Annotated in this window: 15 protein-coding genes; 11 read left to right on the forward strand and 4 right to left on the reverse strand. The window is 69.1% G+C overall.

The window, feature by feature from the left end; all coding sequences use genetic code 11:
• Window positions 1–129: 129 nt before the first annotated feature.
• Window positions 130–4,776: a tetratricopeptide repeat protein gene (locus tag G6O54_RS01085; protein ID WP_165219292.1), complete on the reverse strand. Its 4,647-nt coding sequence runs from the start codon at window positions 4,774–4,776 to the stop codon at window positions 130–132.
• 494 nt (window positions 4,777–5,270) lie between these two features.
• Between G6O54_RS01085 and G6O54_RS01090 the strand changes: the two genes are divergently transcribed.
• Window positions 5,271–5,849 (forward strand): proline and serine-rich protein 1 family protein, encoded by a 579-nt coding sequence (locus G6O54_RS01090; RefSeq protein WP_165219293.1) that lies wholly within the window; start codon window positions 5,271–5,273, stop codon window positions 5,847–5,849.
• Window positions 5,850–5,910: 61 nt separating this feature from the next.
• Here G6O54_RS01090 and G6O54_RS01095 read toward each other — a convergent pair whose 3' ends face one another.
• The 3 genes from G6O54_RS01095 to G6O54_RS01105 are packed head-to-tail and all read right to left on the reverse strand — an operon-like array spanning window position 5,911 to window position 9,961.
• Complete coding sequence (locus G6O54_RS01095; protein WP_165219294.1) at window positions 5,911–8,988, reverse strand: DUF1559 family PulG-like putative transporter; 3,078 nt, start codon at window positions 8,986–8,988, stop codon at window positions 5,911–5,913.
• A complete protein-coding gene (locus G6O54_RS01100) occupies window positions 8,985–9,503 on the reverse strand; it encodes a hypothetical protein (protein WP_165219295.1) in 519 nt (172 codons plus the stop codon). The genes G6O54_RS01095 and G6O54_RS01100 overlap by 4 nt, the downstream gene beginning before the upstream one ends.
• Window positions 9,473–9,961, reverse strand: a complete 489-nt coding sequence (locus G6O54_RS01105; RefSeq protein ID WP_165219296.1) for an RNA polymerase sigma factor — start codon at window positions 9,959–9,961, stop codon at window positions 9,473–9,475. The genes G6O54_RS01100 and G6O54_RS01105 overlap by 31 nt, the downstream gene beginning before the upstream one ends.
• A gap of 205 nt (window positions 9,962–10,166) precedes the next feature.
• On the opposite strand from G6O54_RS01105, the gene larC reads away from it, so the two are divergent.
• From larC to G6O54_RS01155, 10 genes are all read left to right on the forward strand, one after another.
• Complete coding sequence (gene larC / locus G6O54_RS01110) at window positions 10,167–11,438, forward strand: nickel pincer cofactor biosynthesis protein LarC (protein WP_250846654.1); 1,272 nt, start codon at window positions 10,167–10,169, stop codon at window positions 11,436–11,438.
• 45 nt (window positions 11,439–11,483) lie between these two features.
• Entirely contained in the window at window positions 11,484–11,996 is a 513-nt protein-coding gene (locus G6O54_RS01115; protein ID WP_165219297.1) for a hypothetical protein, read from the forward strand.
• Window positions 11,980–12,480: a hypothetical protein gene (locus G6O54_RS01120; protein ID WP_165219298.1), complete on the forward strand. Its 501-nt coding sequence runs from the start codon at window positions 11,980–11,982 to the stop codon at window positions 12,478–12,480. The genes G6O54_RS01115 and G6O54_RS01120 overlap by 17 nt, the downstream gene beginning before the upstream one ends.
• Window positions 12,477–13,706, forward strand: a complete 1,230-nt coding sequence (locus tag G6O54_RS01125; protein WP_165219300.1) for a glycosyltransferase — start codon at window positions 12,477–12,479, stop codon at window positions 13,704–13,706. Before G6O54_RS01120 ends, G6O54_RS01125 begins: the two co-directional genes overlap by 4 nt.
• Before the next feature lie 69 nt (window positions 13,707–13,775).
• A complete protein-coding gene (locus tag G6O54_RS01130; RefSeq protein WP_165219302.1) occupies window positions 13,776–14,543 on the forward strand; it encodes a 3-keto-disaccharide hydrolase in 768 nt (255 codons plus the stop codon).
• Between the two features lie 111 nt (window positions 14,544–14,654).
• Window positions 14,655–16,301, forward strand: a complete 1,647-nt coding sequence (locus G6O54_RS01135) for a HEAT repeat domain-containing protein (protein WP_165219304.1) — start codon at window positions 14,655–14,657, stop codon at window positions 16,299–16,301.
• Complete coding sequence (locus tag G6O54_RS01140) at window positions 16,298–17,272, forward strand: hypothetical protein (protein WP_250846655.1); 975 nt, start codon at window positions 16,298–16,300, stop codon at window positions 17,270–17,272. The genes G6O54_RS01135 and G6O54_RS01140 overlap by 4 nt, the downstream gene beginning before the upstream one ends.
• 195 nt (window positions 17,273–17,467) lie before the next feature.
• Window positions 17,468–21,013: an outer membrane protein assembly factor BamB family protein gene (locus G6O54_RS01145; RefSeq protein ID WP_165219306.1), complete on the forward strand. Its 3,546-nt coding sequence runs from the start codon at window positions 17,468–17,470 to the stop codon at window positions 21,011–21,013.
• Window positions 21,010–23,565, forward strand: a complete 2,556-nt coding sequence (locus tag G6O54_RS01150) for an ABC transporter substrate-binding protein (protein WP_165219308.1) — start codon at window positions 21,010–21,012, stop codon at window positions 23,563–23,565. Before G6O54_RS01145 ends, G6O54_RS01150 begins: the two co-directional genes overlap by 4 nt.
• Window positions 23,562–25,211 carry a hypothetical protein gene (locus tag G6O54_RS01155; protein ID WP_165219310.1) on the forward strand — a complete coding sequence of 550 codons (1,650 nt, stop codon included), beginning with the start codon at window positions 23,562–23,564 and terminating at the stop codon, window positions 25,209–25,211. Before G6O54_RS01150 ends, G6O54_RS01155 begins: the two co-directional genes overlap by 4 nt.
• Window positions 25,212–25,224: the final 13 nt, after the last annotated feature.

The raw sequence follows: 25,224 nt of genomic DNA on the forward strand, positions 1-25,224 counted from the left end.
GCGTCGCGGCGAGGTGCCGCACGACCTCGCCGCGCGATGTTACTGAGGCTGGTATGGTCTGACGCTAACAGACGAGGGCCGCCCTGTCGAGCGGCCCTCGGCGTCGTCCCGGAATGTCCCGCGGATCGATCAGTTGCCCTGGATGGTCGGCGTCAGCCTCCGCGTCAGGTCCTCGGCATCCTTGGCCATCGCCGGCGTGAGCTGGTCCCGCGAGGCCAACGCCTTGGCCAGGTATCCGCGCGCCCGGGTGGCCCGCCCGGCGTCGCCGGCGAGCAGCTTGCCGAAGTGGTAGTTGAGCACCGGATGCTCGGGCGCCCGCGAGAGGCCCGACTGGTACGACTGCTCCGCTTCGGCCTTGCGGCCGAGGGACTCCTGGATGCTGCCCAGCGTGTCGTAGAATTCGCCGGGTAGGCCGGAAGGGTTGGCGTGCTTCATGAGGTCCTCCGCCAGCTCCAACGCGGGCTCGCTGCGGCCCAGGTAGCTGTGCAGGATCCACGCCTTGTTGTTGATCGCCTCCACCTGCCACGGCTGGAGCTTGAGCACGCGATCGTACTCCTGGACGGCCTTCTCGAAGAGGGCGCGAGACCGCGACGGATCTCGCTCCGCCTCGGCACTGGAGAGGATCAGGTCCCCGAGGTTCAGGTGGGCGACGGTGCTGTCGAGCATCTCGGCCGCCCGGGTGGCCAGGGGCAGGGCGAGCTCGAGCTGGCCCGCCTTGTGGAAGCCGACGGCCGCGGCCAGGATCTGCGAGCCCGATTTGTCGGTGCCGGCGGCGGCCTCGGCGATCCGTCGCGCCTCGGCCAGATCCTCAGCTCGGGGAGGGTTGCCCTCCGGAGACGGCCCGGCGAGCACCTGGACGAGCCTGGCCAGCATGGTCCCATCCTGAGGCGCGGCCTGGAGGCCTCGACGGAGCGCGGCCACCGCCTCCGCCCTTCGGCCCCGCAACTCCGCGATGTCGGCGAGGACGACGTACGCCTCTCGGAATTTCGGGTTGGCGGCCACGGTCGCCTCGAGTCGCGTCGCGGCCTCGGCCCGGGCGGCCTCCTGCTTCGTCGGCCCGCCGCCCGTGCTCATGAGGGCGCGAGCCTGCAGGAGAATCGCGTCGGACCGCTCCGGATTGGACTCGAGGACGGTCCGGGCTTCCGCCAGCGCCTCGTCGCCGCGGCCCAGCCGGAGCAGCTCCTGGCCCATCAGCACGCGGACGTCCGGCTGGCGGGGGTTCCTCTCCAGCGCGGTCGCGCAGCACCTGACCACCTCGGCCGGCTTGTCCTGCCTCGCATAGAGCCGCGCCCTCAGCATCGGACCGGTGGCCGAGGCCGGATCGAGCTTGTCGATCTCCTCCGTGACGGCCAGGGCCCGGCTGAAATCGCCCGCCCGCGCCGCCAGATCGCATTCGCCCTGGAGGAAGACCACGGCGTCGGGGAACTTCTTGCGGTCCTCCCGGATCATCGACAGCGCCTTCTCGTCGAGTGCCTTCTGCCGGTCGGCCCGGCCCGCGGACGCGGCCTCCGCCGCCTGGAGGGAGATGGCCTGGACCAGCGCAGCCGCCAGTCCCGAATCATCCGGGGCTTCCTTCACCAGCCCCTGGAGGACCCGCTCGGCGTCCTCGTACTGGCGACGCTCCTGGAGCACATCCACCAGGAACCGGCGGAAGGTCCCCTTCGGATCGTCCTTGGCCTTCTCCTCGAGGAAGGCCACGGCCTCCTTCGAGTCGCCGCCCGCGTCGATCAGGAGGAACTTCGCCTGCGCGAGCTGGAGCGACTGGGGATGGACGGCCAGGCCCCTGTCGAGGATCGTCCGGGCGCGAGTGCCGGCGTCCGCGGCGGGCGGAGCCTCGTGCTCGATGGCCGCCAGCATCAGGTAGAACTCCCCGGGGGGCTTCTCCGACTTCGCCTCGATCTGCTCGATCCCGCGACGGATCACCCCGGCCCCGTCCGAGTATTGCTGCTTGGTCAGGTGCAGATACGCCCGAGCGACCACGGCCCAGGCATGGGTCGGGCTGGTCTTCAGGACGTAATCGAGCTGGGCGATCGCCGACGCCTCATCCTTGTTCTGGCGATAGAGCAACGCCCCCCTCACCCGCTCATCGGCCGTGGGCGAGCGCTTCGGGTCGTTGAGGATTCCCGCCAGCTCGCGGCGGGCCAGGGGCCACTGGTTCTTCGCCGCGTAAGCATTGATGAGGAGCCAGCGATCGGTGCGGCTCAGGGTGCCGCTCTCGCTGCTCCGCCTCAGCTCCTCATAGCGTCGGATCGCGTCGTCCAGCTTGCCCGCCTGGAGCTCCAGGTTGGCGAGCGAGGACTGGGCGGCGGTGAGGAGGGAAACTCCGGTGTCGACCTCCTTGCTCGGCCGCTCGCGGACCAGGTTTTCCAGGGCCTTCGCCGCCTCGGCGACGGATCCGGCCTTGCCGTCGAGCTGGGCCTTCCAGTACTGGACGACCTTGTTGTCGGGGTCCTTCTTGAGCGCCTCGGCGAAATGCTCCCGCGCCTTGGGGATGCTCCCGCGTTTGAGGGCGAGCTGGCCTTCAAGGACGTCGCCTCCCGCCGCCTCCTTCCACCGATTTCGGACCTTCGCCACGGTCGCCTCGGCCGCCTCCAGGTCGTTCTGCTCCATCTCGATCTGGGCGAGCTGGACCAGCGGGGCGGAGTTGTCGGACCGATCCGCCAGCCCGCCCAGGAGGTCTCGAGCGTCCTTCGGACGCTTCAACGGGCCCGCCAGGACCTGGGCCCGCATCAGGGTCAGCGAGAGGTTGTCCGGATCCTGAGCCAGGAACTCGCGGAGGACGCGGTCGGCCTCTTCCGGCTTGCCGTCCTTGGTGGCGAGGGCCGCCTCCAACCCCGCGAGGTCCGCCGACTTGGGGAACCGCGATCGAGCGTCGCGGAGCAGCTTCCGCGCCTCCTCGACCTTTCCATTCTCCTCCAGGATCAGCACGGCGAGGTTTTCCGCCTGCGGCCCCCCCGCCCCTTTCTTGCGGAGGGCGTCGATCCGCTCGAGCGCCCGATCCTGACGGCCGAGCTGGACGTCGACCTGGGCCTGCCGGAGCACGACCAGCGCTTCGGGAGCCGAGCCCTTGCCCGACGCCTTCTCGAACTCCTGCGCGGCCCGCTCGAGATCTCCGGCCGCCCTCCTGGCCTGGTAGAGCTCGCCCCGCATCTGGTGGAGCGTCGGCTCGGTGTCGGCCGGGATCGCGCCCTGCGCGAGGGCCCGGAAGAGGGCATCGACGATCGGGGACGCCTCTTCCGGATAGCCGGCCTGGAGGATGGTCCATGCGGCCCAGAACTGGTACTGGGGGTCCAGGTTCCCCATCCGGAGCGCATTCTGGAGATACTGCCGGCCGAGCCCCTGCTCCTGATTGAGGACCAGCGCCACGCCGTAACGGGCCTGCGCCTCCGGCAGGTTCGGGAGCTGGGCCGCGGCCTGCTTCAGGTGGGCGAGTGCCATCGCGCGGATCTTGGGCTGGACCCGGGTGGCCTCGGGCTTCTCGCCGGCCTTCGACGCCGCGGCCGTCAGGCCGGACTGCTCGAGCTCGATGGCGCCCCGGAACAGGTTGCCGAGCCCCTGGAACCTCGCCTCCGACGACGCGAGCAACGCCTGGATGTGCGGCTCCGCCTTCTGATATCGGGAGCCGTCGTCCTGGTTCGCGAGCGCCATCTCGACGGCGACGGTGTGCATGCCCATCACCGGCAGGGAGTTCGGCGCCGCCGCGGCCGCGGGGAGCCGCAGGGCCTCTTCCACCACCTGCAGGCAGCGATCACGCTGCTGCCGGAATCTGAGGTGGTCGGCATAGGTGAAATAGACCTGGAGGTCCGCCTTCTCTGACGCCCCCATCACCTTTCGAAAGATCCCTTCGAGCTCGACCTCGATGGCGTCGGCGAGGGGCGTCGCCCCGGTCGTCCCTGCGCCCGGATTGCGATACTTCCCCGCACGGCCCACGAGCGATCGCTGGGTCTGCTCGAGCACCTGGCTCAGCTTCGCGACCCGGCCCGCCGGCAGGTCCGGGGCGGCGACCATCGCATGGGCATGTTCCAGAAGGGTCTTGACCGGCCCTTCAAGCCCTTGCACGGTCCGGGAGGCCTGGATCCGCATCGCCTCCAGGCGAATCCGCGCAAGCTGATCGATCGGGGTGGCATTTTCGGGGAGGGTGATCTGCTCGGCCCGAGACAGGGCCTCGTCGCGGCCGGCCTCATCGTTGGTGGCCTGGGCGAGCCGTGCGCGGAGCAGCCAGAGCCGGATCGGCGCCGTGTTCTGACCCTCCAGCGCCTTGATGTGCTGCCTCACCTCGGCCACGTTCATCGAAGGCGAGTCGAGCTCCTCGATCGCCAGCACGTAGTTCGCCGTGGCGTTGGTCGGCTCGACCTTGAGGACCTCGCGGGCGAAGTAGGACGCGTCGGCCGACTCTTCCCGCGCGATGGCTCCTTCCAGCAGCGTCAGACGCGGCGACAGTGCCTTCTTGTCGAACTTCGTCGCGTCCACGAGATGGACGATTCGCTCCGCCCGGAGCGCCTCCGCCCGATCCGCCGGGGCGGCCTTGGCCCACTCGTCGAGCATCGCGGCGAACTCCTCATGTATCGCCGCGTTCTTGCCCTCGAGCTGGAAGGCCTGCTGGAAGTGGATCTTGGCATTCTCGAATCGTCCCTGGGCGGCCTCAGCCCGGGCCTGCTTGAGGATCCCGGCCGCGGACCTGGGCACGAGCGTCCAGGCCATCGCGATGACGCCGACGACGGCGACTAGGAAGAAGAGGCCGGAGAGGATCAGGAGCGGTTTCCAACGGACGGTCATCGGGCGTTTCTCCTTCGGCTCGAGATGCCGTTGCATCGCGCGCGGATTCGTCCCGTCGGTACGAGCCATCGTGGCTCCCCGGCGGATCCGCCGCGGGATGCGTTGAGGTTCCAGAGGAGATCGTGAGGGATGAATGCGATAGAAGTCCGGTGCCTTCGAAGGGGCACGCGGTCTGGCGGGCCGAGAGCAGGGGAGCGTGCGGAGGTGTGTTCGTCTTGGGGCAATGCCATTTGCCCGATACCTCAATGAGGTCGCATTCCATTGCCGTTCATCCCAGAAGCGGGCGTCTCATACCATAGTGAGTCACGGCCGGGGCATCAAGCGGAATCCGGCCCGGAAATGCAGCGATGCACCTGCCAGGTGGCCAGCGATCCCGAGAAATCTGCCTCCTGCCACTTCGGTTCCCCCTCTCCGATGGCGATCAGAATTGAGTCGGAGTGTCGATCGCCCCTGATCTCCCGAAGACCGAGCCCCTAGCGGACGAGGCGGGTATGATGACATCGCCGTTGCGCACGATTTTCCCCAAACTCCTGGCCGTGGTCTTCATGGCCACTCTCGCTTCCTCAAAATGCAGCGGGCAGCTCACGCCCGCCCAGGCGAAGGCGCGAGCGGACGAGATCGTGAAGGACCTCCGCGAGGCGGCGGCGGAGGCCCGGAAGATCAACGACAAGCCGCTCCGCGAGAAGATCGAGCTGCGACTCGGCCGGGCCGAGTTGAAGGCGCGTGAACTCGCCGACGAGCTCTCTCGCGTGCGACCCGCCGCGACCCCGGGGATTCCGGGGCCCCTCCCCCTTTCCCAGCCGGAGTTCGACAAGCTCCTCCAGGGGCTTCGAAAGGAATCGTTCGACGACCGGAGGCTGGCCTATATCGAGAACTTCGCCCTGATCCGACCGCTGTCATGTGCACAGGCGACCACGCTCCTGAAGTCGTTCTCGTTCGACGAGAATCGCGTCAAGGCGACCAAGGCCCTCTATCCACATCTCATCGATCGCCAGAGCTTCAACGACGTGCTGGGTGCATTCACGTTCGAGAGCGGGCGTGCGGAGGCACGCAAGGCCGTCGGCCTGAAATGAAACGGCCGGGCGCGAGGGGGTGACTCCTCGCGCCCGGGGACGGATCTTGTGGCCTGATCGGTCAAGGCGCCTCGTCCCAGGGAACTACCTCCCCGCCATTGAGCGTCAGCAGCTTCTTCAGCGTCTCCACGCTGATCGTATCCCTGAAGTATTGAACCGAGCCGTCCGCGAACAGGACGTTGGTCCCGCCATTGTGGCGACCGAGGAGGACTTTCGGATCGACGCCCGTCGCAATCTCCCAGTCGTCGGGCTTCGACCAGGTCACGGCGCGGTCGTTGGGGACGTCCACGACGAAGATCGTGCAGGAGGTCCCATCGGTGATCGACTTGATGTCGGTCCCCGTCGCGCCCGGGAAGATCGTGGCCTCGCCTCGAGGCGTCAGGTACGTGGTCTTGCCGGCCGGCGGGGGATTGTCGCCGAGGCCCGCACAGCGGTAGACCGCCGGCAATCGATCGATGAGCGGCCTGTTGTGCGGGCTGTCCCAGGGTTCGTCGAGGTGGAACTCCTTGAAGAGGGTATCCTGCTCGAGGTAGGGCAGGATCAGGACCCGCCAGCTTAGCAGCGGTTTGCCGGCGGCATCCGTCGAGTATGCGGGAGGGAAGGAGTTGTGCACGCTGTGGTAATTGTGCAGGGCCAGCCCGATCTGCTTCAGGTTGGTCATGCAGTCCTGGCGAGCGGCCGACTGGCGGGCCGGCAGCAAGATCGCGCGCGCGGCGACGGCGGCCTTCTCCGGGTCGAGCGTGAGCGTGATCCGATCCGGGCCCACCTCCGGCTTCAATCCGTCAATGATGTTCGCGAAGCCCGGCACATTCTTGGCGATCAGTGGAGACGCCAGGGCGATCTTACGAACGCCCTGTCCTAACTGCTCGACGGCTCGGAGCGCGGCCGCGTCCTTGCCCCGGACGATGACCTGGATTCGAGGTTCCCTGTCGGCGGTCAGCCCGGCGGCGGCCCAGGGAATTCCCCTCGTGAAGGCGGCAACGGGAGCCCCGCCGAGTTCAGCCGGCACCGTCGGGACGATTTCTTCCAGGACGCGTCGCGCGTCCGGGCTGGGCATGACGACGACCTCGGCCACGGTGTCTCCCAGGCCGGCCAGGGCCTCGGCCAGCTCCGGTCGGGCCGGATTGTCGGTGCGCCGCGCACGCTCCAGCTCTTCCCTGGTGCCCGCGAAGACCGCGTTGTGGACCGTCGCACACGTTTCCCAGGCAACTCCCTTCACCAGGCCCTGGCCGCAAAGCAGTTCGCCGATGGCTTTCGCGTCGGCCCCCTGCTCCAACGGGACAACGACCGGTGGCAGCGAGGTGAAGCTTCGGTTCGAGCCCGGCAGGCCGAAGAGGATGTACAGCTCCTTCGCCCCGGCCTTGCGAAGGCCGTCGAGCACGGGCGCGGCAAGCTTCGCGAGGCCGTCGGCCTGGTCACGCTGGGCGACCCAGAGATGCACGAGCCGATCGGCGTCGACCTTCGCCAGGTCCAGCCGCGCCACGGCCGCGACGGCGGCGTCCAGGAACGGGGAGATGGCCGCGGGCCGTGGGTCGTCCGCGGAGACGGCCACGCCGGTCGCGGCCAGAGCCAGGACGAGGGGGAGGGAACGAGGCAAGGTCCGCATCATGTCGTCATTCCTCGGAGTTGACTCACGCAAGGAGACCGCGGGAGATAGCTTCACGATGTACTTGAGCACGAGGTATGGGTTGTTCGTTTGCCCCGCCGGCGCCGGTGCGACCAGCGTGGCGGAGTCGCCGCCGATGGAATACTCATATGGCTTCCCCGTCACGGGATCGGCCGGGACGGGGGCCTCCGAGAGGGCGTCCAGATTGGGCGGGAGCTTCCCGCCGTTCTTCGCGGCGAGAAGGCGGATGGCCTCGAAAATCTGCACCGCGTCGATTTCTCGCTGGGTAAGGGCGGAAGCCTGCACCCCGGCCTGGATCGCCGGCAGGAGCATCCCGAACGGGATCCCGTCCTTGAGCGCCGGCCAGCCGATCCCGGGAATGCTCGCGGAGTGGGTCATGCCGGCCGACGCCTGGGCGTAGGGGAGTCCTCCCCATTTGAAGATCTCATCCCGTGCCTCCTGGTAAAGGAGATAGGAATCGAGTGCGACGACCTGTACGGCCGGCATGGCCTCGACCGTGGCCGCGAGGCGGCCTTTCTCGATGAGCCTCCGCTTGGCCCCGGGATAACTGCGGCCGATGATCGAGGCGAAGACCAGGCGATCGCCGAGGCTCTCGACGGCCCCATGCTCAGATGATCGAGACAACCGGATCCAGTCATTCAAGTAGCGGCTGAACCGGTTGATGATGTCGTCCGAAAAGGCCCGCGATCGCTCCAGCGTCCAGGGACCGGAATCGAGCTGGCTTAGCTCCGGAAAATCCTGTTCCAGGACGACCTGCTCTCCGTCCAGCGACGGCCTGACATCAATCAGTGGCCGGGGGAGATTGGCGATCGCCCAGTAGAGGTTCGGCGACCCGGGCGCCTGGCTGAGATCCCGAAGCGGGCCGGACAGGAGGTTGACGCCGGCACAGCCGATCAGCATGGGGATCATGATCGGAGCCCTCGTCAGGTGGTCGGCGACCGCGAAGCCGGTCCGCAGCCAGTGGACCGCGGAGTCGTACCGTCCTTCCGCGATCTCCAGCCGGGCCTTCAGGACAATCAGCCGGATGAGCGGGCGCATATTCTGAAGCTCGCTGATCAGGAACGTATAGCCGACTGGTCGGTGGTAGTACTCCCAGTCGCAGACCTCGCGGATGCTGCCGAGTTCGACCTCGCTCAGGCAGAAATCGTAGATCGCCAGGTAGTTCCGGATCTCCGCTCGCGGCAACTCGGCAATCGGCATCCGGAGCCAGGACATCGCCGCTTCCTGACTTGGCCGCGGCGGCTGGGCACCCTTCTGTCTCGTCTCCTGGAGTTGGACCTGGAGGTTGATCTCGATCAGCCGCTCCACGGCCCGGTGGTAGAAGATGGCCGCGTTGCCCGGCACCAGCTCGTGCCGGGGCGGCAGCAGCCTGTACCTGAGCGCGGGCACCGGCGCGGCCGCGGGCCTGAGCGTGATCGTCACCGGCGGCTTCTCCGGTGCATCGTCACCGCGGGCCCGCCCCGCGGCGAAGGTCATCGACAGTCCAGCCAAGGCAATCACAACCCACTTCATGACGGACCTCCCGGTTGAAGATATTTCGGGGTATCGGATCGACGAAGCGCCGAATCGGCCGAACGGTCCAGCCCGCCCACCGCGATCGCCTCCGCCCGACTGAGTAGCGGCGTGGCATCGGGCAGGTCCTCCAGGCCCCGGCCAGGCACGAGGGAGCGAAACCGGGCCGACACCGCCTGATCAGCCAGTGGCGACGGTGCGGCCCGAACGAGGATCTCCACCGGCGCGAGCCCGGCGGCGGGTCCCTCCTCGGGAGGCACCGGTCGTTCGACCACGACGACGCGAGGCTCGCGGCGGACCGCCAGCGTGGCCGACTCCGCCACCACCGCGACCGCCAGGGCCGCCGCGACGGATGGCCAGATCCAGCCGCCTCGTTTCAGTGAGGTCGATCGCCCCGCCGCGAAGCCGGCGTCGTACATCAGGCGATCGCGGTTGACCCGGCTCCCGGCGGGGGCCAGCTTGCCCAGCTCCGCCGCAATCTCGGTCAGGTCGGGTCCCGGCGTGTCCTGCGGCATGTCACCCCCAGTCGCTCGCGGATCAGCTCCAGCCCGCGGGCGTAGAGGCGATGGGCCGAGCTCGACGAGCTCGACGTCATCGCGGCAATCTGTTCAAAGGAAAGCCCACCCCAGAGGTGGGCCACGATGACCTCACGCTCGCTGTCCGGAAGCGCGCGAAGCGCCTCGGCGGCGTCCTCGGGCTCGATCGTCCCCGCGGAGCGTTCAAACCACCCGGCGGCTTCCATCGCCGCCTCGTGCCGCCGTCGCCGTCGCGACGCCCGGCCCGCGTCCATGGCCCCGTTCCGGACCACGCGGAAGAGCCAGGCCGCCGGCTCGTCCGGAGGTTCCGCCAGCCCGGCGAGCTTCAGGAACGCCTCCTGGACGACATCCTCCGGCACGTCGCACCACTGCCGGGCGAACAGCTCGAGCGCCGCGGCGTGACGGTCCAGAAGCTCGCCCAGCCGTTCGGGTTCCATAAGCTTCTGCCCTCGTGCCATCCTCGTCCTGTACCCAATGGACGCCGGCCAGGGACAGACGTCCCAGGTTTTCCCGGGGGCGGACTCGAATTCCCGTGCTGGACACGTTGATGGGACTCAAGCCGCTCGGTTCCGCCCTTGCCCCACCCCCCCGGTCGGTTAGAATGGCAACCCTCTGGCCGGCATGACTTTCGCGAATGGGGGCATGGGCGTGCGCGTCGGTTATTTTGACTGCTTCAGCGGGATCTCGGGGGACATGACCCTGGGAGCCCTGGTCGATGCCGGCGTGGACCACCGGGCCATCGAGGAGGCCGTGGCGAGCCTGGGACTGCCCGGGAGCCTCTCCTTCGAGACGGTGAAGAAGGGGGGCTTCCGCGCCACCCACGCCCGGGTTGAGACCCCCCACGAGCACGCCCACCGGCACTTGCACCACATCGAGGCCATCATCGACAAGGGCCGGCTGACGGCTTCGCAGAAGGATCTCGCGAAGAAGATCTTCCTCAAGCTCGGCGAGGCCGAGGCCCGGGTCCACGGCTCGGAGCTGGCGAAGATTCACTTCCACGAGGTCGGGGCACTCGACTCGATCATGGACATCGTCGGCTCGGCCGTCGGCCTGGACCTCCTGGGCGTGGACCGATTCGAGGCCAGCCCAGTGCCTCCCGGGCGGGGTTGGATCAGGGCCGCACACGGGCGGATGGCCCTGCCGGCGCCGGCGACGGCCGAGATCCTCAAGGGCGTGCCCCTGGCCGACTCCCCCGCCGAGTGCGAGCTGACCACGCCCACGGGTGCGGCGATCCTCACCACCGTCGTCGAGCGATTCGGCCCCCTGCCCGCGATCACGATCGAGTCCATCGGCCTGGGCGCGGGGACCCGCGACCTTCCGGAGCAGGCCAACGTGCTCCGCCTCTTCATCGGGACCGTCGACCTGCCCCCATCCGCCGATCGCGTCTGGGTCCTGGAGACGAACCTGGACGACCTGCCGGGCGAGGTCGTCGGCTACACGACGATCAAGCTCATGGAGGTCGGAGCCCTCGACGCCTTCGTGACGCCGATCCAGATGAAGAAGAACCGCCCGGGCGTGATGATCAGCGTCCTCTGCGACGAGGCCAAGATCCCGGCGATGGAGGAGACCCTCTTCCGGGAGACCTCGACGCTGGGCATCCGCCGCTACCCCGTGAGCCGGCACAAGCTGAAGCGGCAGGCGATCGAGGTCGAAACCCCCTTCGGTCCGATCCGCGGCAAGCTCGGCTGGATCGAAAATCGGCCGCCGACGTTCAGCCCCGAATACGACGACTGCGCTCGGGCCGCCTCGTCCCGGGGCATCGCCCTTCGGGAAGTCTACGACGCGGCCCACGCGGCCTACCGCGCGAAGGAAGCCGGAGAGGGTCGGACATCGCCCGTTCCTCCGCCTGCCCACGAAGGGGGCCATGGCCACGCTCCTCATCATCACGAGCATCCCCACGATCACTCCCACTGATCCGTCGTCTCTGGAGACCCGACTCGATTGCCACGGAGGGCCGCGATGGCGGATGGATTCTGGATGATCGTCCTGCTGACGGTGGGCGGAATGTTGCTGGCACTGTCGACCTTCGGAGCCGCTGCCTTGCGGAGATTGGTCCGGATGAACCGCAACAACGGCGAGCGGATCGACGAGCTATCGCAACGCCTCAGGCTCATCGAAGCCAGGCTCGGCGCCGGGGCGTCGACCGTCGTGCACGCCGCGAGATCCGATCGACCCCGGCGGTCCATCCCCCCTGCCACCGGCCCGGCAATCGCGGCCGCGGCCCCCACTCTCATCGCGGTCCCGAACATGGCGGCCTCTCCCATCGAGCAGGAGCAGGAGCCCGGCCCGGGCTCGCCGAGCGAGTCCGTCGGCCGCCACGACGACGTCCGATCGCTGGCCCGGGCGGGCGTGAGCCCCGATCTCATCGCCCGCCGGACGAACCGGCCGGTCGGGCAGGTGGAGCTGATCCTGGCCCTCCAGAAACGACGCCAGGGACCTCGGAGGGCCGGCCCGCATGCACGACCCGAATGAGACCATCGAGGAGGCTCTCGACGTCGCCTCGCTCGACTGCCTCCGCCGCACTCGATCCGCGGTGCTCAACGTCCTGATCGGCGTCGCGGTCGTCGTGGCCGGCTCCGGGCTCTTGCTTCGGAGCAGGCCGGCCGGGGCATGGCCGGCGGAGGCGGCCATGCTCAATCAGGGCCTGCTCGCGGCCCTCTTCGTCCTCTTCGCCGTCAGCACCCTGCTCCGGAGGATGTTCGGCCGGCGAGCCCGGCTGAGCGACCCGCACTCGCGCAGCCCTCGGTTCTACTGGGGACACGTCATCCCGGCCCTGGTCGGCGCCGTGGCGGCCCCCCTGGGCCTGGTCCACGGCTGGCTCGTCTCGCCCCGGGTCGAGACGATCGTCCCGTTCTGGCTCACCGCGTTGCTCCTGGGCGTCCTCGCCTACCCGCGAGGCTATGAGCTCGAGGGCTTCGAGTCCCCCATGGCCTGGACCGAAGGGCGCGCAGGATGACCACCGCCGAGTGCATCGTGCTCTGGGTCTATGCCGTCATCATCGCGGTCTGGCCCATCCGCTATGTCGTCCTTCGCTGGATCCTGGGGCGCACCCGCTATCTGAGCCCGAGCTCGCCGTCGATCGACCCAGCCGCCGCTCCGCTCGTCACGGCCGTCATCCCGGCGAAGGACGAGGAAGCCGTGCTCGCCGGCTGCCTCGCCTCGGTCTGCGCCCAGCGCCATCCGCGGCTCGAGATACTCGTGATCAACGACCGGAGCACCGATCGCACGGGAGAAATCGCGGCCGAGTTCGCCGCGAAGGACGACCGGTTGAAGGTGATCGAGAACCGGACTCCGCCTCCGCCGGGTTGGACGGGCAAGACGGCCGTGCTCGATCGCGCGAAGGACCACGCCCGGGGCGAATGGCTCTGGTTCCTGGACGCCGACACCGAGCATGCACCTGAGTTCCTCGGCATCATGCTCGAGCATGCCCACTCGCAGCGGGCGGCCCTGGTCAGCCTGCTGCCGGAGCTCCGCTGCGAGACCTTCTGGGAGCAGATCGTCCAGCCGCTTGGTGCGATCGTCCTGATGCAGTCGTATCCGCTAGACAAGGTGAATGATGATCGATCGAAGCTGGCCTTCGCCAACGGGCAATCGATCCTCGTCGAGCGGACCGCCTACGATGCCGCCGGTGGCCATGCGCTGGTTCGTGGCCGGTTCGTCGAGGACATCGGCCTGGCGGAAAACGTGAAGGCCCTCGGACGTCCCATCCGGACGGTCATGGTCCGCGGGCTGGTCACCTGCCGGATGTACGCCTCGCTCGGCCAGCAGGTCCGAGGATGGAGCCGCATCCTCTATGATGCGCTCGGCCGGAGCCCCTGGAGGCTCGGACTGCGGCTGCTGGATCCGATCGTCTTCTGCCAGAGCGGCCATGTCGCCCTCGTCGCGGCGATCGTCCTCCTTCTGGCAGGCGGATCCGGCCCGTTTGCATGGTGGCTGCTGGGGATGAGCCTGGTTCACCACGCCCTGATGTACGCGGTCTTCGGCCTCATCTACGACGCCTCGGTCCCGGGATCTCGGTACACGCCGCTGTTCCCGCTGGGGAACCTCGTGACGGACTACATCCTGCTCAGGTCGATCGGCATGTGTTTCACCGGGCGAGTGGACTGGCGCGGGACGCCTTACAGCAAGGCGACCATGCCGGCGACGGAGCCTGCCCGCCGGCGACGCTCAGGTCCGCGGTAGGAACCGCCTCCTCCCGAGCGGCCTGTTCGGTGTATTGTTGAGGTCCACCGAACATCGAGGGGGGGCTCCATGGGAATTCACGCGCGTGGCGGCCAGGCCCGGTTCATCGCCGCGGGCCTGCTAGTGGCGGCCTTGGTGGCCGTTCCGGCTCGGAGCGGCATGGCCGGCGAGGAGGCCGGCTGGATCGACCTGACGGGCGGGGGTGGCCTCGGCGCATGGAGGAAGCCGTGGGGGGCGTGGCTGGAGGCCGGCGATGCCCGGCCGAGGCCAGGGAATGGCCGGCTCCTCGAGCCGATCGCCGGCAAGGGGACGATCGTCAACGGTCGCGACGGGCGGACGAGCAACCTGCTCTCCGTCGAGGAGTTCGGCGACGTGGAGGTGCGCCTGGAGTTCCTGATCCCCGAGGGATCCAACTCGGGGATCAAGCTCGAGGGACTCTACGAGATCCAGATCGTCGACAGCCGATCGAAGGGGGAGAAGAACCTCTCGGGTCGCGAGTGCGGCGGGATTTATCCCCGGGCGGAGCTGCTCCCCCGCTATCGTTACCTGGACGACGGCCATCCACCGAAGCGGAACGCGGCCCGCGCCGCCGGCGAGTGGCAATCGCTCGAAGTCGTGTTCCGGGCGCCCCGATTCGATGGTCTGGGCAAGAAGACGGCCGGCGCCCGCATGGAAAAGGTCGTCCTCAACGGAGTCGCCATCCACGAGTCGCTCGACCTCGGCACGCCGACCGGCCACGCCTGGCACCTGCCGGAGGTTCGACGGGGGCCGTTGCTCCTGCAGGCCGATCACGGGCCCGTGGCCTTCCGAAACGTCCGGGTGCGGAAGCTGGAGTGACTTCGGGCACTCCGCGGCCGAACGACTTCGAATCGTCCGCCGATCGGGATACAATCCAGTGTCGGATCTTCCCAGCGTCCAGGAGCCGGCTCGCTCGAGCTGTTCTCTCGCATGTCGCCATCGCCACCATCCCGGTTGATCGCCATCTCGGTGATCCTCCTGATCCTCTCCCTGGCGCCGCGGGTCAGCCTCGCGCAGCAGGAGCAGGCGGTCCTCTCCGGGATTCAGTATCTCCGGGGCGTGGCCCCCGGCGAGGGCCAGGTGGGAGAGACGGCGATGATCGCCCTGGCGCTGATCAAGGCCGACGTCCCGAAGTCCGATCCCGTCCTGATGCAATGCCTGGAGAAGATCCGCAAACGATTCACGGGCAGCGCCTATGAGCCGCAACGCCATGGCGGCCAGGACATCTACGAGGCCGCGGTCGTGGCGATGGTCCTGGCGAACATGGAGTCGGAGGACCACAAGGGGGAGATCAACCTGGTCGCCACGTTCCTGATCGGCCGCCAGAATCCCAATGGCTCGTGGGATTACACGAACCGTCAGCATGGCGATGCGTCGATCTCCCAGTACGCCCTCCTCGGGCTCTGGGAATGTGAGAATGCCGGATACGATGTCCCCCCCCACGTCTGGGATCGGGCGGCGTCCTGGTATCTGAGCGTGCAAGCCGCCGCCGGGAGCTGGAACTATCATCGCGACCAGCCCGAGTTCAGCGACAACATGTCGATGACGGCCGCGGGCGTGGGGAGCCTGCTCCTCTGCAAGCGGCAACTCAATCGCTACAAGCAGTCGCGGAGGGGGGAGAGCCCGCTGATGACGGTCCTGTCCGCCGACCCGGGCAGCCAGGCCTATCAGATCACGACCTCGATGGCGGACCTGGACCAGTCCGTGAAGAAGGGGATCGCCTGGCTGACCACGAACTTCACCACCACCAACACGACGCTGATCGGCCAGTCGATCTATTACGGCCTCTACGGCCTCGAGAGGGTCTCGGCCCTGGCGGAGCGACAGACCCTGGGACGGTCGGACATCATGGAGAAGGGACGGTCGTTCATCCGGACCAGCCAGAAGCCCAACGGCTCGTGGCAGGCGGCACCCCAGCCCGACGAGCTGAACACGGTCTGGGCGGTCCTGTACCTGACCAAGTCCACGGCCAAGTCGATCCGGAGGGTGATCGACAGGAAGCTCGGGGCCGGGACGCTGGTGGGGGGGCGGTATCTGCCCAAGGACCTGACCTCGATGACCGTCGCGGGCGGCAGGATCATGAGCCGGCCGATGAACGGCGCGGTGGAGGGGATGCTCGCGGTCCTCGAGGATCCCCGAGCCCAGGGCGGGGACGCGGCGGTTGCCGGGCTTATCGAACGGTATCACCGCGAGGGGTCCGAGGTCCTCCGTCCGCACAAGGATCGCTTCCGGAAGATGCTCAAGGACCGTGACCCGGGCCTGCGACAGGTGGCCGCCTGGGCCCTCTCGCGGACCGGGGACCTGGATGTGGCGCCCGACCTCATTGAGGCGGTCAGGGACCCTGACGAGAGTGTTGTGGTCGCCGCGCGGCTCGGCCTCCAGATCCTGAGCCGGAAGATCGACGGCCTGGGTCCACCCTCTCCGTCCACGCCCGAAGAGCGGGAGCAGGCGGCCCGGGCGTGGAAGGCCTGGTATGACGCGATACGGCCCCTCGGCGGCGCGACGGACGACGACGAGATCCGCAAGCCTGCGAGCCGAGAGTCCGCAAGCCAACCGCCGCGGAGCCCGAATCCATGAGCGTCCTCGCGACCGCACCGGCATCGGCCACCGCTGGCGGGCCCTCGACGGCGGACGGCAGCCCACCCGCCCCGCTGGTGCTCGGTGAATCGCTCTACGACCGGGTCACATCGTTCCTGATGGCCGTGATCGCGGGCGCGGCCATGGTCGTCGGGCTGCTCGGGATTGTCTACATCGCCAACCAGGCTTATGCCTCCCGCGTGACGGCGCCGCTGGAGATCATCGAGGTTTCGGGCGGGGGCGGCGGCAGTCCGGACGGGACACCGGGCTCGACCGAGAAGATCGACGTCCCGGGGGCGGATGCCGCCCCGTTCGCCTCCAACAACGAGGAGGAGGCCGGCGACTTCGAGGAGCCCAGCGTGCAGACCACGCCCGGGGCGATGCTCGACGCCGTCGCCGAGGCGAGCTCCGGCCTCGCCGAGGTGGACCTCGGTGCCGTCATGCCCAACGGCGGGGCCGTCGCGACGGGCAGGCGAGCAAGCAAGCTCGGGACCGGCGGGCCGGGCCTCGGCTTCGGGCCCGGCGACGGCGGCGTCGCCCGCGAGCAGCGATGGAGCATCGTCTACAATCCGGGCCAGACTCCCGACGAGTACGCCCGGCAGCTCGACGCCCTCAAGGTGGAGTTGGCGGTGGTATCCGGCCCGGACCAGCTCACCTACGTCTCCAACTTCTCTAGCCCGCAGCCGACGAAGCGGATCGGCAACGGCCGGAACGATGGCCGGCTGTATTTCCTCTGGCAGGGCCGGGGGCGGAAGGCGTCCGACATCACCCTGCTCCGCAAGGCGGGGATCGAGGTCGGTGAGGGCGTGGTCCTCCAGTTCTATCCCCGAAACGTGGAGGAGCAGCTCGCCCAGCTCGAAGTCCGCTACCGGGGCCGCCAGCCGGGCGAGATTCGCGTCACGCGATTCAGCGTCGTGGCGAGGGGAGACGGCTACGGCTTCCAGGTCATCGCGCAGGAGACCCTCCGTTGACCGTAACCATCGCAGGGCGACCGATCGAGCCCCGGCGAGCGCGCCGGGAACCGGACGAACGGCCAGCTCCGAAGGTCACGCCCGGGGCACGGACCTTGACTTACCCGAGTGACCGTCGGAGACGGCACCTGCGGAACATGTGCTTCGCGCGCCAACTTTCTTCCCCCGTAACAGCCCCGCAGCCAGGTCGCCCGCATGGCCACGCTTGAAGTGCACGACGATCAGGGACGCGTCCAGTTCGTGGAGCTGGTGCGCGACCATCCGGCGCTCTTCGGGACGAGCGCCGCATGCGACGTCGTGCTCTCCGGCCGAGACATCCGCCCGGTGCACGGGCGAATCCTCTGGCGCAGGACCCGGTTCCGGATCGAGGCCTCGCCCGATGCCGAATTCGTCGAGGTGAACGGCACGAAGATGGCCTCGTCGAGCCTCCATCAGGGGGACGAGGTACGGGTCGGCGACTGCCGGATCTACATGTTCCGGGTGGACGAGGATCTCGGAGGGGGAGCGAGGCGAAGGTCGCGGAGACACGGCCAGGATGACGCGACCCGCGTGGTGGACGGGCCGGGACGCCAGCCGTCCCACTCGGGGGATGGGGGAGGTCGCGGCGGCGACGAGAAGACGCGCGTGCTGACACGCCCCTCGAAGCTCGAGAGCCCTGCCTGGCTGGAGGAACTGGAAGACGTCGTCCCCCACCGAGACGATCAGGACAACCGGGGAGGCGATACCACGCGGACGGGAGGTCCCGGGGCCGACCGGTCCGATCGCCTGGCCGGACGTCTGCGAGCCTGGGTCGGCGCCCTTCGCGACGGACGCGCCCAGGCGCCGGGGCGAGAGCGCGTCGTCTCCTCCCCGCTGGTGCTCGGTCTGATCGCGGCGCTCTTGAGCCTGATCGCGGTCGGGATCGGCCTGAGGTCGATCATCCTCAAGTCGCAGGCCGAGTCATCCTTCAACCGAGCGGTCGAGCTCATGGAGGACGGCGACTACCGCAACGCGATGAGGGATTTCGACGCGTTCCTGGCCGCCTTCCCGGAGGATCCTCGCGCCGGCAAGGCCAGGGTGCACCGGGCGATGGCCAACGTCCGGCAGTACATCAGCGTCTCCGGCGGGACGTGGAGCACGGCGCTCGAGGCCGCGAGGGAGATGCTCGCCGGCGTCGGGGCCGAGCCGGCCTTCCGCGACAGCCGGCCCGAGCTGGCCGACCAGGTGATCCGGATCGGCGAGGGCCTCGCCGACCGCGCCCGCCGCTCGGCCGACGAGAAATCGCTCCGCGAGGCCGAGTCGGTGGTGTCACTTCACGCCGAGATCGCCGGGGAGTCCGCGACGGCCTTCCTGAAGAAGTCCCGGCTGCCCGACCTGCTCAACGAGGCCCGCGCGGCGGTTCACAAGTCCAAGGTCCGCGCCGCGTCCCTCGCGGCGATGGACCGTGCCCTCCAGGACGGCTCCGCATCCAGGGTCTACGGAGCCCGGGATTCCCTGATCGCGCAGTATGCGGATCTCGCCCACGACCGGGACCTGATCCAGCGCATGACCGGGGCCAATGACCTGGTGAAGAAGGCCGTCACGCTCGACTCCCAGCGACGGGCGGCGAACACGGACGATCACCCGGACGTCCTCGGGCCGGCGACGAGCCTCGTCCTCCGCTCCACGACCGAGGCACCGGCGCCGGTGCAGGCGGAGTCGCTGTTTCACGGCCTGGCGGACGGCATCGCCTATGCCCTCGATGCGAATACCGGCGCGGCGATCTGGCAAAGGCCGGTGGGGCTGGCCGCCCCCTTCCCGCCGGTGCCGGTCGCGGGCGATCCCTCCGTATTGGTGGCGGACGCTCGCTACGATGAGCTGCTGCGGCTCGACGCCGGCACCGGCAAGCTGCTCTGGAGGCTCCCCCTCGGAGAGCCGATCGAGTCCCCTCCCCTGGTGCTCGGCAACGATCTCTTCCAGGCCCTCCCCCGCGGCAAGCTCCTGGTCGCCTCGCTCCGGACCGGCGAGGTCCAGGAGACCCTCGATCTCGGCATGGCGATCGCGAAGGCCCCCGTGACCGATGAGCAGGGACGATTCCTGTACCTCCTCGGCCGTCGGGACTGCCTCTTCATCCTGTCTCGCGATCCGCTCGCCTGCATCGGGGTGGCGTATCTCGGGCACGACGACGGCTCGATCGCCTGCCCGCCGGCGCGGATCGGCCGCTTCCTCATCGCCGTGGAGAACAATCTCCCCTCGGACAGCTCCTGGCGGGTGATGGTCCTGGACGACGACGGTGCGAAGGTCCGTCCGGTCCAGCGCGTGGACGTGGGAGGCTGGCAATGGGACACGCCCGCCGCGTCCGGGTCGATCCTCTGGGCGGCCGGAGATAAGGGGGGAGTCGAGGCGTTTGCCCTGGGAGATTACACGAGCAGCTCTCCGTTGCATTCCCTGGCCAGGTCGAATCCGGACCGGACGTCCGGCGGGCCGGCCTTCGGCCTGGCGCTCACGGAGCGTGAGCTCTGGCTGGGAGGGGTCCGGAGCGGACGCTACGACCTGGAGGCCGAGCGCGGTCGGATCGCGGCGAAGTTCCTCCTGGGCCCGCTCGGTCCCGCCACGGCACCAATCCGGTCGGCCTCGGGCGGACGAGTGGTCGCCATCACGACCCAGGACCCGGCCACGGGGGGTACGCTCCTCTGCGGGGTCGACCCGAAGGACGGCTCGGTTCGTTGGCGGACGATCCTGGGGGCGCCCTGGCCGACCTCGCTGACGCCGACCGCGCGGCGAGACGGCCTGCGAACGATCGGCGAATCGGGCGACGAGACGATCCTGCCCACCAGACGACTCGAGGCCGGGGGCTTCGAATTCCTGCCGATGTCCCGGCCCGGCTCCGCCAGGCTCCAGACCGCCGGTCGGCTCGTCGTCCTGGAAGGGCCCGGAGAGGGGACCGAGGTGGTTGCGCCCCGGGCGGGTGGGTCCGTGGTCTGGGCCCGTCTCCCGGGCAAGCAGGGCGTGGAGGCCTGGCGCAAGGTGGAGCTCCCGACCGCGCTCGCCGCGATGCCGCTGGCCTGGGGGCCCAACCTGCTCATCCCGGGCGTCGACGGGCGCGTCTACCTGATCGACCCGCTGACCGCCGAATCGAGGGCCGAGCCGTTCGTGCCGGTCTACGATCGCGACCGCCGCGGCAGGTGGCTGGCCCCCGCGCCGATCGACGCGACGTCGGCGATCCTGGCCGATGACATCGGCCGGGTCCGGCGGCTGGTGCTGCGGGCCGATCCTTCCCCCCGACTGGTTGCGGAGGCCGAGACCCTCCTGGACAGGGGGATCGTCGCCGAGCCGGCCGCAACCGAGGGAGCGGCCGTCGTGGTCACGGCCGACGGCATGGCCCGCGCCCTCTCGATCCGCGACCTCAGCCCCATCGGGTCGTGGCCCCTGGCCGCACCGATCGTCGATCGGCCGTTCGTCGTCGAGGGCCATGGCTTCCTCGCCGACGCCAGCGGCGGAGTCCTCGCGCTCCGCAAGGACGGGCGGAAGGCGTGGTCCATCCCGCTCGAGTCGCCCCCCCTCGGCGCCCCCGTGGTGGACGGCGATCTCGCCTGGTTCCTCGACCGGGACGGGATCCTCCACGGCCGATCGCTCGGCGACGGCTCGCCCAGGCAGAAGGTGGACCTCCGCATGATCCCCGCCGGCGGATTGCTCGCCGTCGGCGGCCGGACCTTCGTCCCGGTCGCTCGCGGCACGCTCCGCCCGATCGACCTGAAGGCCCTGCTGGGAGGGAAGCCATGACCCGCCGTCGATCCGCCGGCACGCCCCTGATCCACGGTGAGGCCCTTCGATGGTTGGCGGCCGTCCTCTCGACGACCTTCGTCATCGCCGGGGCCGGTTTCCATGCCGCGCAGGGCCGGGCACAGGACCCCGAGGGCCGGGCCCCCGCCCCCTCGCCAACGCCCGCACCCGCCGCAGCGGAGCTCCTCCGCTCGGTCCCGTTCGACCGCATCGTCCTGACGGACAACTCCGTCCTCATCGTCGACCCGGTGAGCCCGCGCCCGCTCCCCCCGATCGACGTCAAGAAGGCCCGCGAGCAGGAGGCGGAGGAGTTCCCCGTAGGGGGGAATATCGGCCTGCCCGGCGAGCCGTCCAGGATCAAGGCGACGAAGAAGAAGGCCGATGACGGGACGCCTCCGGCGGACGACCCGACGCAGGTCGTCAAGGTCCACCTGATGGATAACGTCGACATCCGCGACTACTCGGTCAAGCGGACGAGCATCCGATCGATCGAGTACTTCGAGGACATGCTGCTGGCCGAGGCCGACCGGCTGGTGCTCGCCCGGGATTTCGCCCGCGCGTTCGAGTGCCTGCTCCGGGTCAAATCCCGCAACCCGTCGTGGCCGGGGATCGACGAACACCTGAACAAGCTCCTTTACGCCGAGGGGATCGCGGCGCTCATCGCCGGCGACAGCGAGAAGGGCCTCAGGCTCCTCCGCGAGCTGGTGGGACGCAATCGCGACTACCCGGGGCTGATGGACCAGCTCTCCTCCGCCTACGGCGGCTGGGTCTCTCGCGCGATCGAGCTGCGTCAATACGCCCGGGGGCGGCGCTATCTCCACGAGCTGGAAGAGATGGTCCCGGACCATCGCGGTGTCCGGGTTATCCGGGACCGCTTCGTCAAGCTCGCGCGGGAGAAGCTCGCCGCCGCCGAGGGCCTGGAAGGCCCGGCACGTCTCGACATGCTGGCCGACGCCCTTCGGACCTGGCCGGACATCGAGGGGGGCAAGGACCTCTACGTGAAGGCCTTCGAAGCCCTGCCGACCGTCGTGGTCGCGGTGGATGACGTGGCCTACCCCGTCGGACCATGGATCCGATCGCCGGCCGACGCCCGGTCGACCCGGCTCCTCTACCGGCCGATCCTGGAGTCCGACAGCGACGATGCAAGACAGGGCAAGCCCGCCGACCAGCTCGCCGGGTCGATGGAATCGGCCGACCTGGGGCGGAGGCTCAGCCTTCGGATCCGCCCGGGGATGCCGTGGTCGGACGGCTCACGGAACGCCGCGGCCGTCGATGTGGCCCGCAGCCTGATCGATCGGACCGACCCGAGCTCCAACAAATTCCAGGCCCGCTGGGCCGACGTCCTCGACCGGGTCGCGGCGACCGACGAGGCGAGCCTGGAGATCCGCCTCAAGCGGCCGCTCGTCAAGGCCGGCGCATGGTTCGTGTGGCCGGTGGGGCCGGCCCACGCGGGTATCGACGGGCGGATCGCCACGACGACGACGGAGCGGACCCTGGTGACCGACGGCCCGTTCCGTTGCAAGGCATCGACCGCCGACAATCTGGACCTCATCAGGCCGGCCGGCGCCACGGATCGGGAGCCGCCCGCGGCATCCTCGTCCTCGCTCCGGGTGAAGCGGATCCGCGAGGTGCGGGTCGCTCGCCCCCAGACGGCCGTCACGGCCCTGCTCCAGGGCGACGTCAGCCTGGCGACCCACGTCCCGCCGGACCAGATCGGGGCGCTCCGGGCCAATCCGGAGATCCGCGTGGGGCAATACGCCAGCCCGAGGTCGCACGTCCTCGCCATCGACGCCCGCAATCCGCTGCTGAGGAATCGATCGCTCCGCCGCGGGCTCTCGTACGCGATCCCGCGGAAGGCGCTCCTGGAGGAGACGGTCCTCCGTCATCCGACCGACGACGCCAGCGACGTGGCCGACGGGGTTTTCGGGAAGGGGTCTTACGCCAATGCCCCGGACGTGAAGCCGCTGGAGTTCAACCCCGCGCTGGCCATCATGCTGGTGGCCGGCGCGAAGAAGGAGATGGGGGGCTCGCCGATCGAGCTCAAGCTGGAATATCCCTCGATCCCGGAGGTCCGGGCCGTGGTGCCCCGGCTCACCGAGGCCCTCGAGCAGTCGGGTATCAAGCTCCAGGCGGTGGAGGTCCCCGAATCCAGGCTCGAATCCGAGCTGCGGAGCGGACGTCGATTCGACCTGGCCTATCGGGCCCTCCGCTGCGATGAGCCGATCCTCGACGCCGGGCTCTTGCTCTGCCCCGGCTATGATGCGCCGCCGCAGGCCGATGCCCTGGCCTCGGCGGCGAGCCCGCGGATCCTCCAGCTCCTGCTCCAGCTCGATCGCGCCACGGAAGTCTCCACCGCACGCGGCCTGGCGATTCAGATCGATCGTGAATCGCGCGACGAGCTCCCGGTCATCCCGCTCTGGTACGCCGCCGATCATTACGCCTGGCGGACCCGCCTGAAAGGGCCGGCCGAATCCGCCGAGTCGATCTATCAGGGCCTCGAAACCTGGGAAATCCAGCCGTGGTTCGCGCGCGATCCCTGGAGCAAGCCATGAGCCGTTCCACCGTGCTCCACGCCGTCGCCGCGATCTTCCTCCTCATCGTCGCCGCGCCGAGGATTCGAGGGGAGGAGAGCCCTGCTCCGGCCAAGCCCTCTGCGGCCGCGGCGAGCGAGCCGATCGATCGGCAACCGTACCGGATCGATCTCCACCTCGCGATCGACCCCTCCGCGCGGATCGACCGGGGGGGACGGACCAGGCTGATCCGGGAGTGGCAGGCCCTCGTGCATCGCTTCGTCGGCCCCCCCTGGCTGGTCAGCGTGGCACCGAAACCGAGTCCGCTCGCCGACGGGGACATGGAGGACCTGGACGGCGAGACGCTGGCGAACCTCGGCGCGTCCGCCGACAAGATCTGGCTGGTCCGCATCTCGGCGGCGCAGGGCCATTCCGGACTGTCTTTCCGGGGGCGTGAGTACGACACCGCGACGAGGAGACTCGGCCCCATCCAGGAGGCGCGGGCGACCGTCGTGGGCGACGCTCCCCGCGCGCTCATGCAGTTCGTCCTCGACCTGTTCAACCCGACCGCCGTGATCACCGGCCAGGAGGGCGGCCGGGCCCTCCTGCTGGTCCGCGGCGCCTCCGTCACACCGGCCAGCGATCTCGGCCGCGTGGCCTCCAAGGGGACCGTCTTCCTGCCCTTGCGGCTCGTAACCACGAAGGACAACACGACCCTGGTCCGTCGAATCCTCTTCTCCTACCTCCAGGTCGACGAGATGGTCGGACCGGTGGCTCGCTGCTCGATCGTCTCCGCGCTGCGAGATCCGCTCACCCAGAGGGTGTCGAGGCCCAACAGCCTCGCGGCCATCGGCATCAAGCCCGGCCGAAGTCCGATCCTGCTCCGATTCCTGACGCGTGGGGACCAGGCTCCGGCGGCCGGATACACGCTCACGTCGCGGGCCGTACCCGACGGTCATCCGCAGGAGATCGGCATGACGGATCGAGCAGGCCGGATCACCCTCAAGCCGGAATTCGCCCCCGGACTCGTGATTCTTCGACTCCTGGCCGCCAATGCCGAACCGATGGTCGAGATCCCCATCATGCCGGGTGAGGGGGGAGACGAGCGGGACATCCCCTTCGATCCCAAACCCCTGACCGTCAGCTATCAGGTCAAGCTCGAGGCGCTCCGGGACGAGGTGATCGACCTGGTGGCCATTCGATCCCGATTGGAGAAGCGGCTGGAGGCCAGGCTCCAGGGCGAGGACTACGAGGCCATCGAGCAGGGGCTCAAGGAGTACTCGACCCTGCCCCGCCGTGACATCTTCGCCCAGAAGCTCGAGGCCCTGAAGAACCAGGCCGCCAAGGAGGAGGCCAGCAGCAAGACCGCCGTATTGACGAAGAACGTGCAGGCACGCTTCAACGAGCTCCAGGCCCTCATCGATCGCTACCTCGCCGACGACGCCTTCGCCGGCTATACCGACGCCCTGGAACGAAAGCGCGCCGAGAAGGGCGGGGGAAAAGACTCGACCGATGCCTCCAAGAAGAAGACAGCCCCTTCCGCCCCGAAGGCCACAAGTCTTCCCGCCACCGCGGCCCCGGATACTCCTCCCTCATCCGGTCCGCCAGGCGTTGCCGCGCCCGCGGCTCAGACGCCTCCCGCTCGGTCGAAGACCAGCGACGACAATCGGCCGAGTGAGCCGTTCTGATCGTTCGTCGACC

It is taken from the genome of Aquisphaera insulae (assembly GCF_011064615.1).
GTDB lineage: Bacteria > Planctomycetota > Planctomycetia > Isosphaerales > Isosphaeraceae > Aquisphaera > Aquisphaera insulae.

What these genes read in the sequence shown, in the direction of transcription:
- G6O54_RS01085 (WP_165219292.1), bottom strand. Translation starts at nt 4,776, where the DNA reads ATGACCGTCCGTTGGAAACCGCTCCTGATCCTCTCCGGCCTCTTCTTC.
- G6O54_RS01090 (WP_165219293.1), top strand. Translation starts at nt 5,271, where the DNA reads ATGACATCGCCGTTGCGCACGATTTTCCCCAAACTCCTGGCCGTGGTC.
- G6O54_RS01095 (WP_165219294.1), bottom strand. Translation starts at nt 8,988, where the DNA reads ATGAAGTGGGTTGTGATTGCCTTGGCTGGACTGTCGATGACCTTCGCC.
- G6O54_RS01100 (WP_165219295.1), bottom strand. Translation starts at nt 9,503, where the DNA reads ATGCCGCAGGACACGCCGGGACCCGACCTGACCGAGATTGCGGCGGAG.
- G6O54_RS01105 (WP_165219296.1), bottom strand. Translation starts at nt 9,961, where the DNA reads ATGGAACCCGAACGGCTGGGCGAGCTTCTGGACCGTCACGCCGCGGCG.
- larC (WP_250846654.1), top strand. Translation starts at nt 10,167, where the DNA reads ATGGGCGTGCGCGTCGGTTATTTTGACTGCTTCAGCGGGATCTCGGGG.
- G6O54_RS01115 (WP_165219297.1), top strand. Translation starts at nt 11,484, where the DNA reads ATGGCGGATGGATTCTGGATGATCGTCCTGCTGACGGTGGGCGGAATG.
- G6O54_RS01120 (WP_165219298.1), top strand. Translation starts at nt 11,980, where the DNA reads ATGCACGACCCGAATGAGACCATCGAGGAGGCTCTCGACGTCGCCTCG.
- G6O54_RS01125 (WP_165219300.1), top strand. Translation starts at nt 12,477, where the DNA reads ATGACCACCGCCGAGTGCATCGTGCTCTGGGTCTATGCCGTCATCATC.
- G6O54_RS01130 (WP_165219302.1), top strand. Translation starts at nt 13,776, where the DNA reads ATGGGAATTCACGCGCGTGGCGGCCAGGCCCGGTTCATCGCCGCGGGC.
- G6O54_RS01135 (WP_165219304.1), top strand. Translation starts at nt 14,655, where the DNA reads ATGTCGCCATCGCCACCATCCCGGTTGATCGCCATCTCGGTGATCCTC.
- G6O54_RS01140 (WP_250846655.1), top strand. Translation starts at nt 16,298, where the DNA reads ATGAGCGTCCTCGCGACCGCACCGGCATCGGCCACCGCTGGCGGGCCC.
- G6O54_RS01145 (WP_165219306.1), top strand. Translation starts at nt 17,468, where the DNA reads ATGGCCACGCTTGAAGTGCACGACGATCAGGGACGCGTCCAGTTCGTG.
- G6O54_RS01150 (WP_165219308.1), top strand. Translation starts at nt 21,010, where the DNA reads ATGACCCGCCGTCGATCCGCCGGCACGCCCCTGATCCACGGTGAGGCC.
- G6O54_RS01155 (WP_165219310.1), top strand. Translation starts at nt 23,562, where the DNA reads ATGAGCCGTTCCACCGTGCTCCACGCCGTCGCCGCGATCTTCCTCCTC.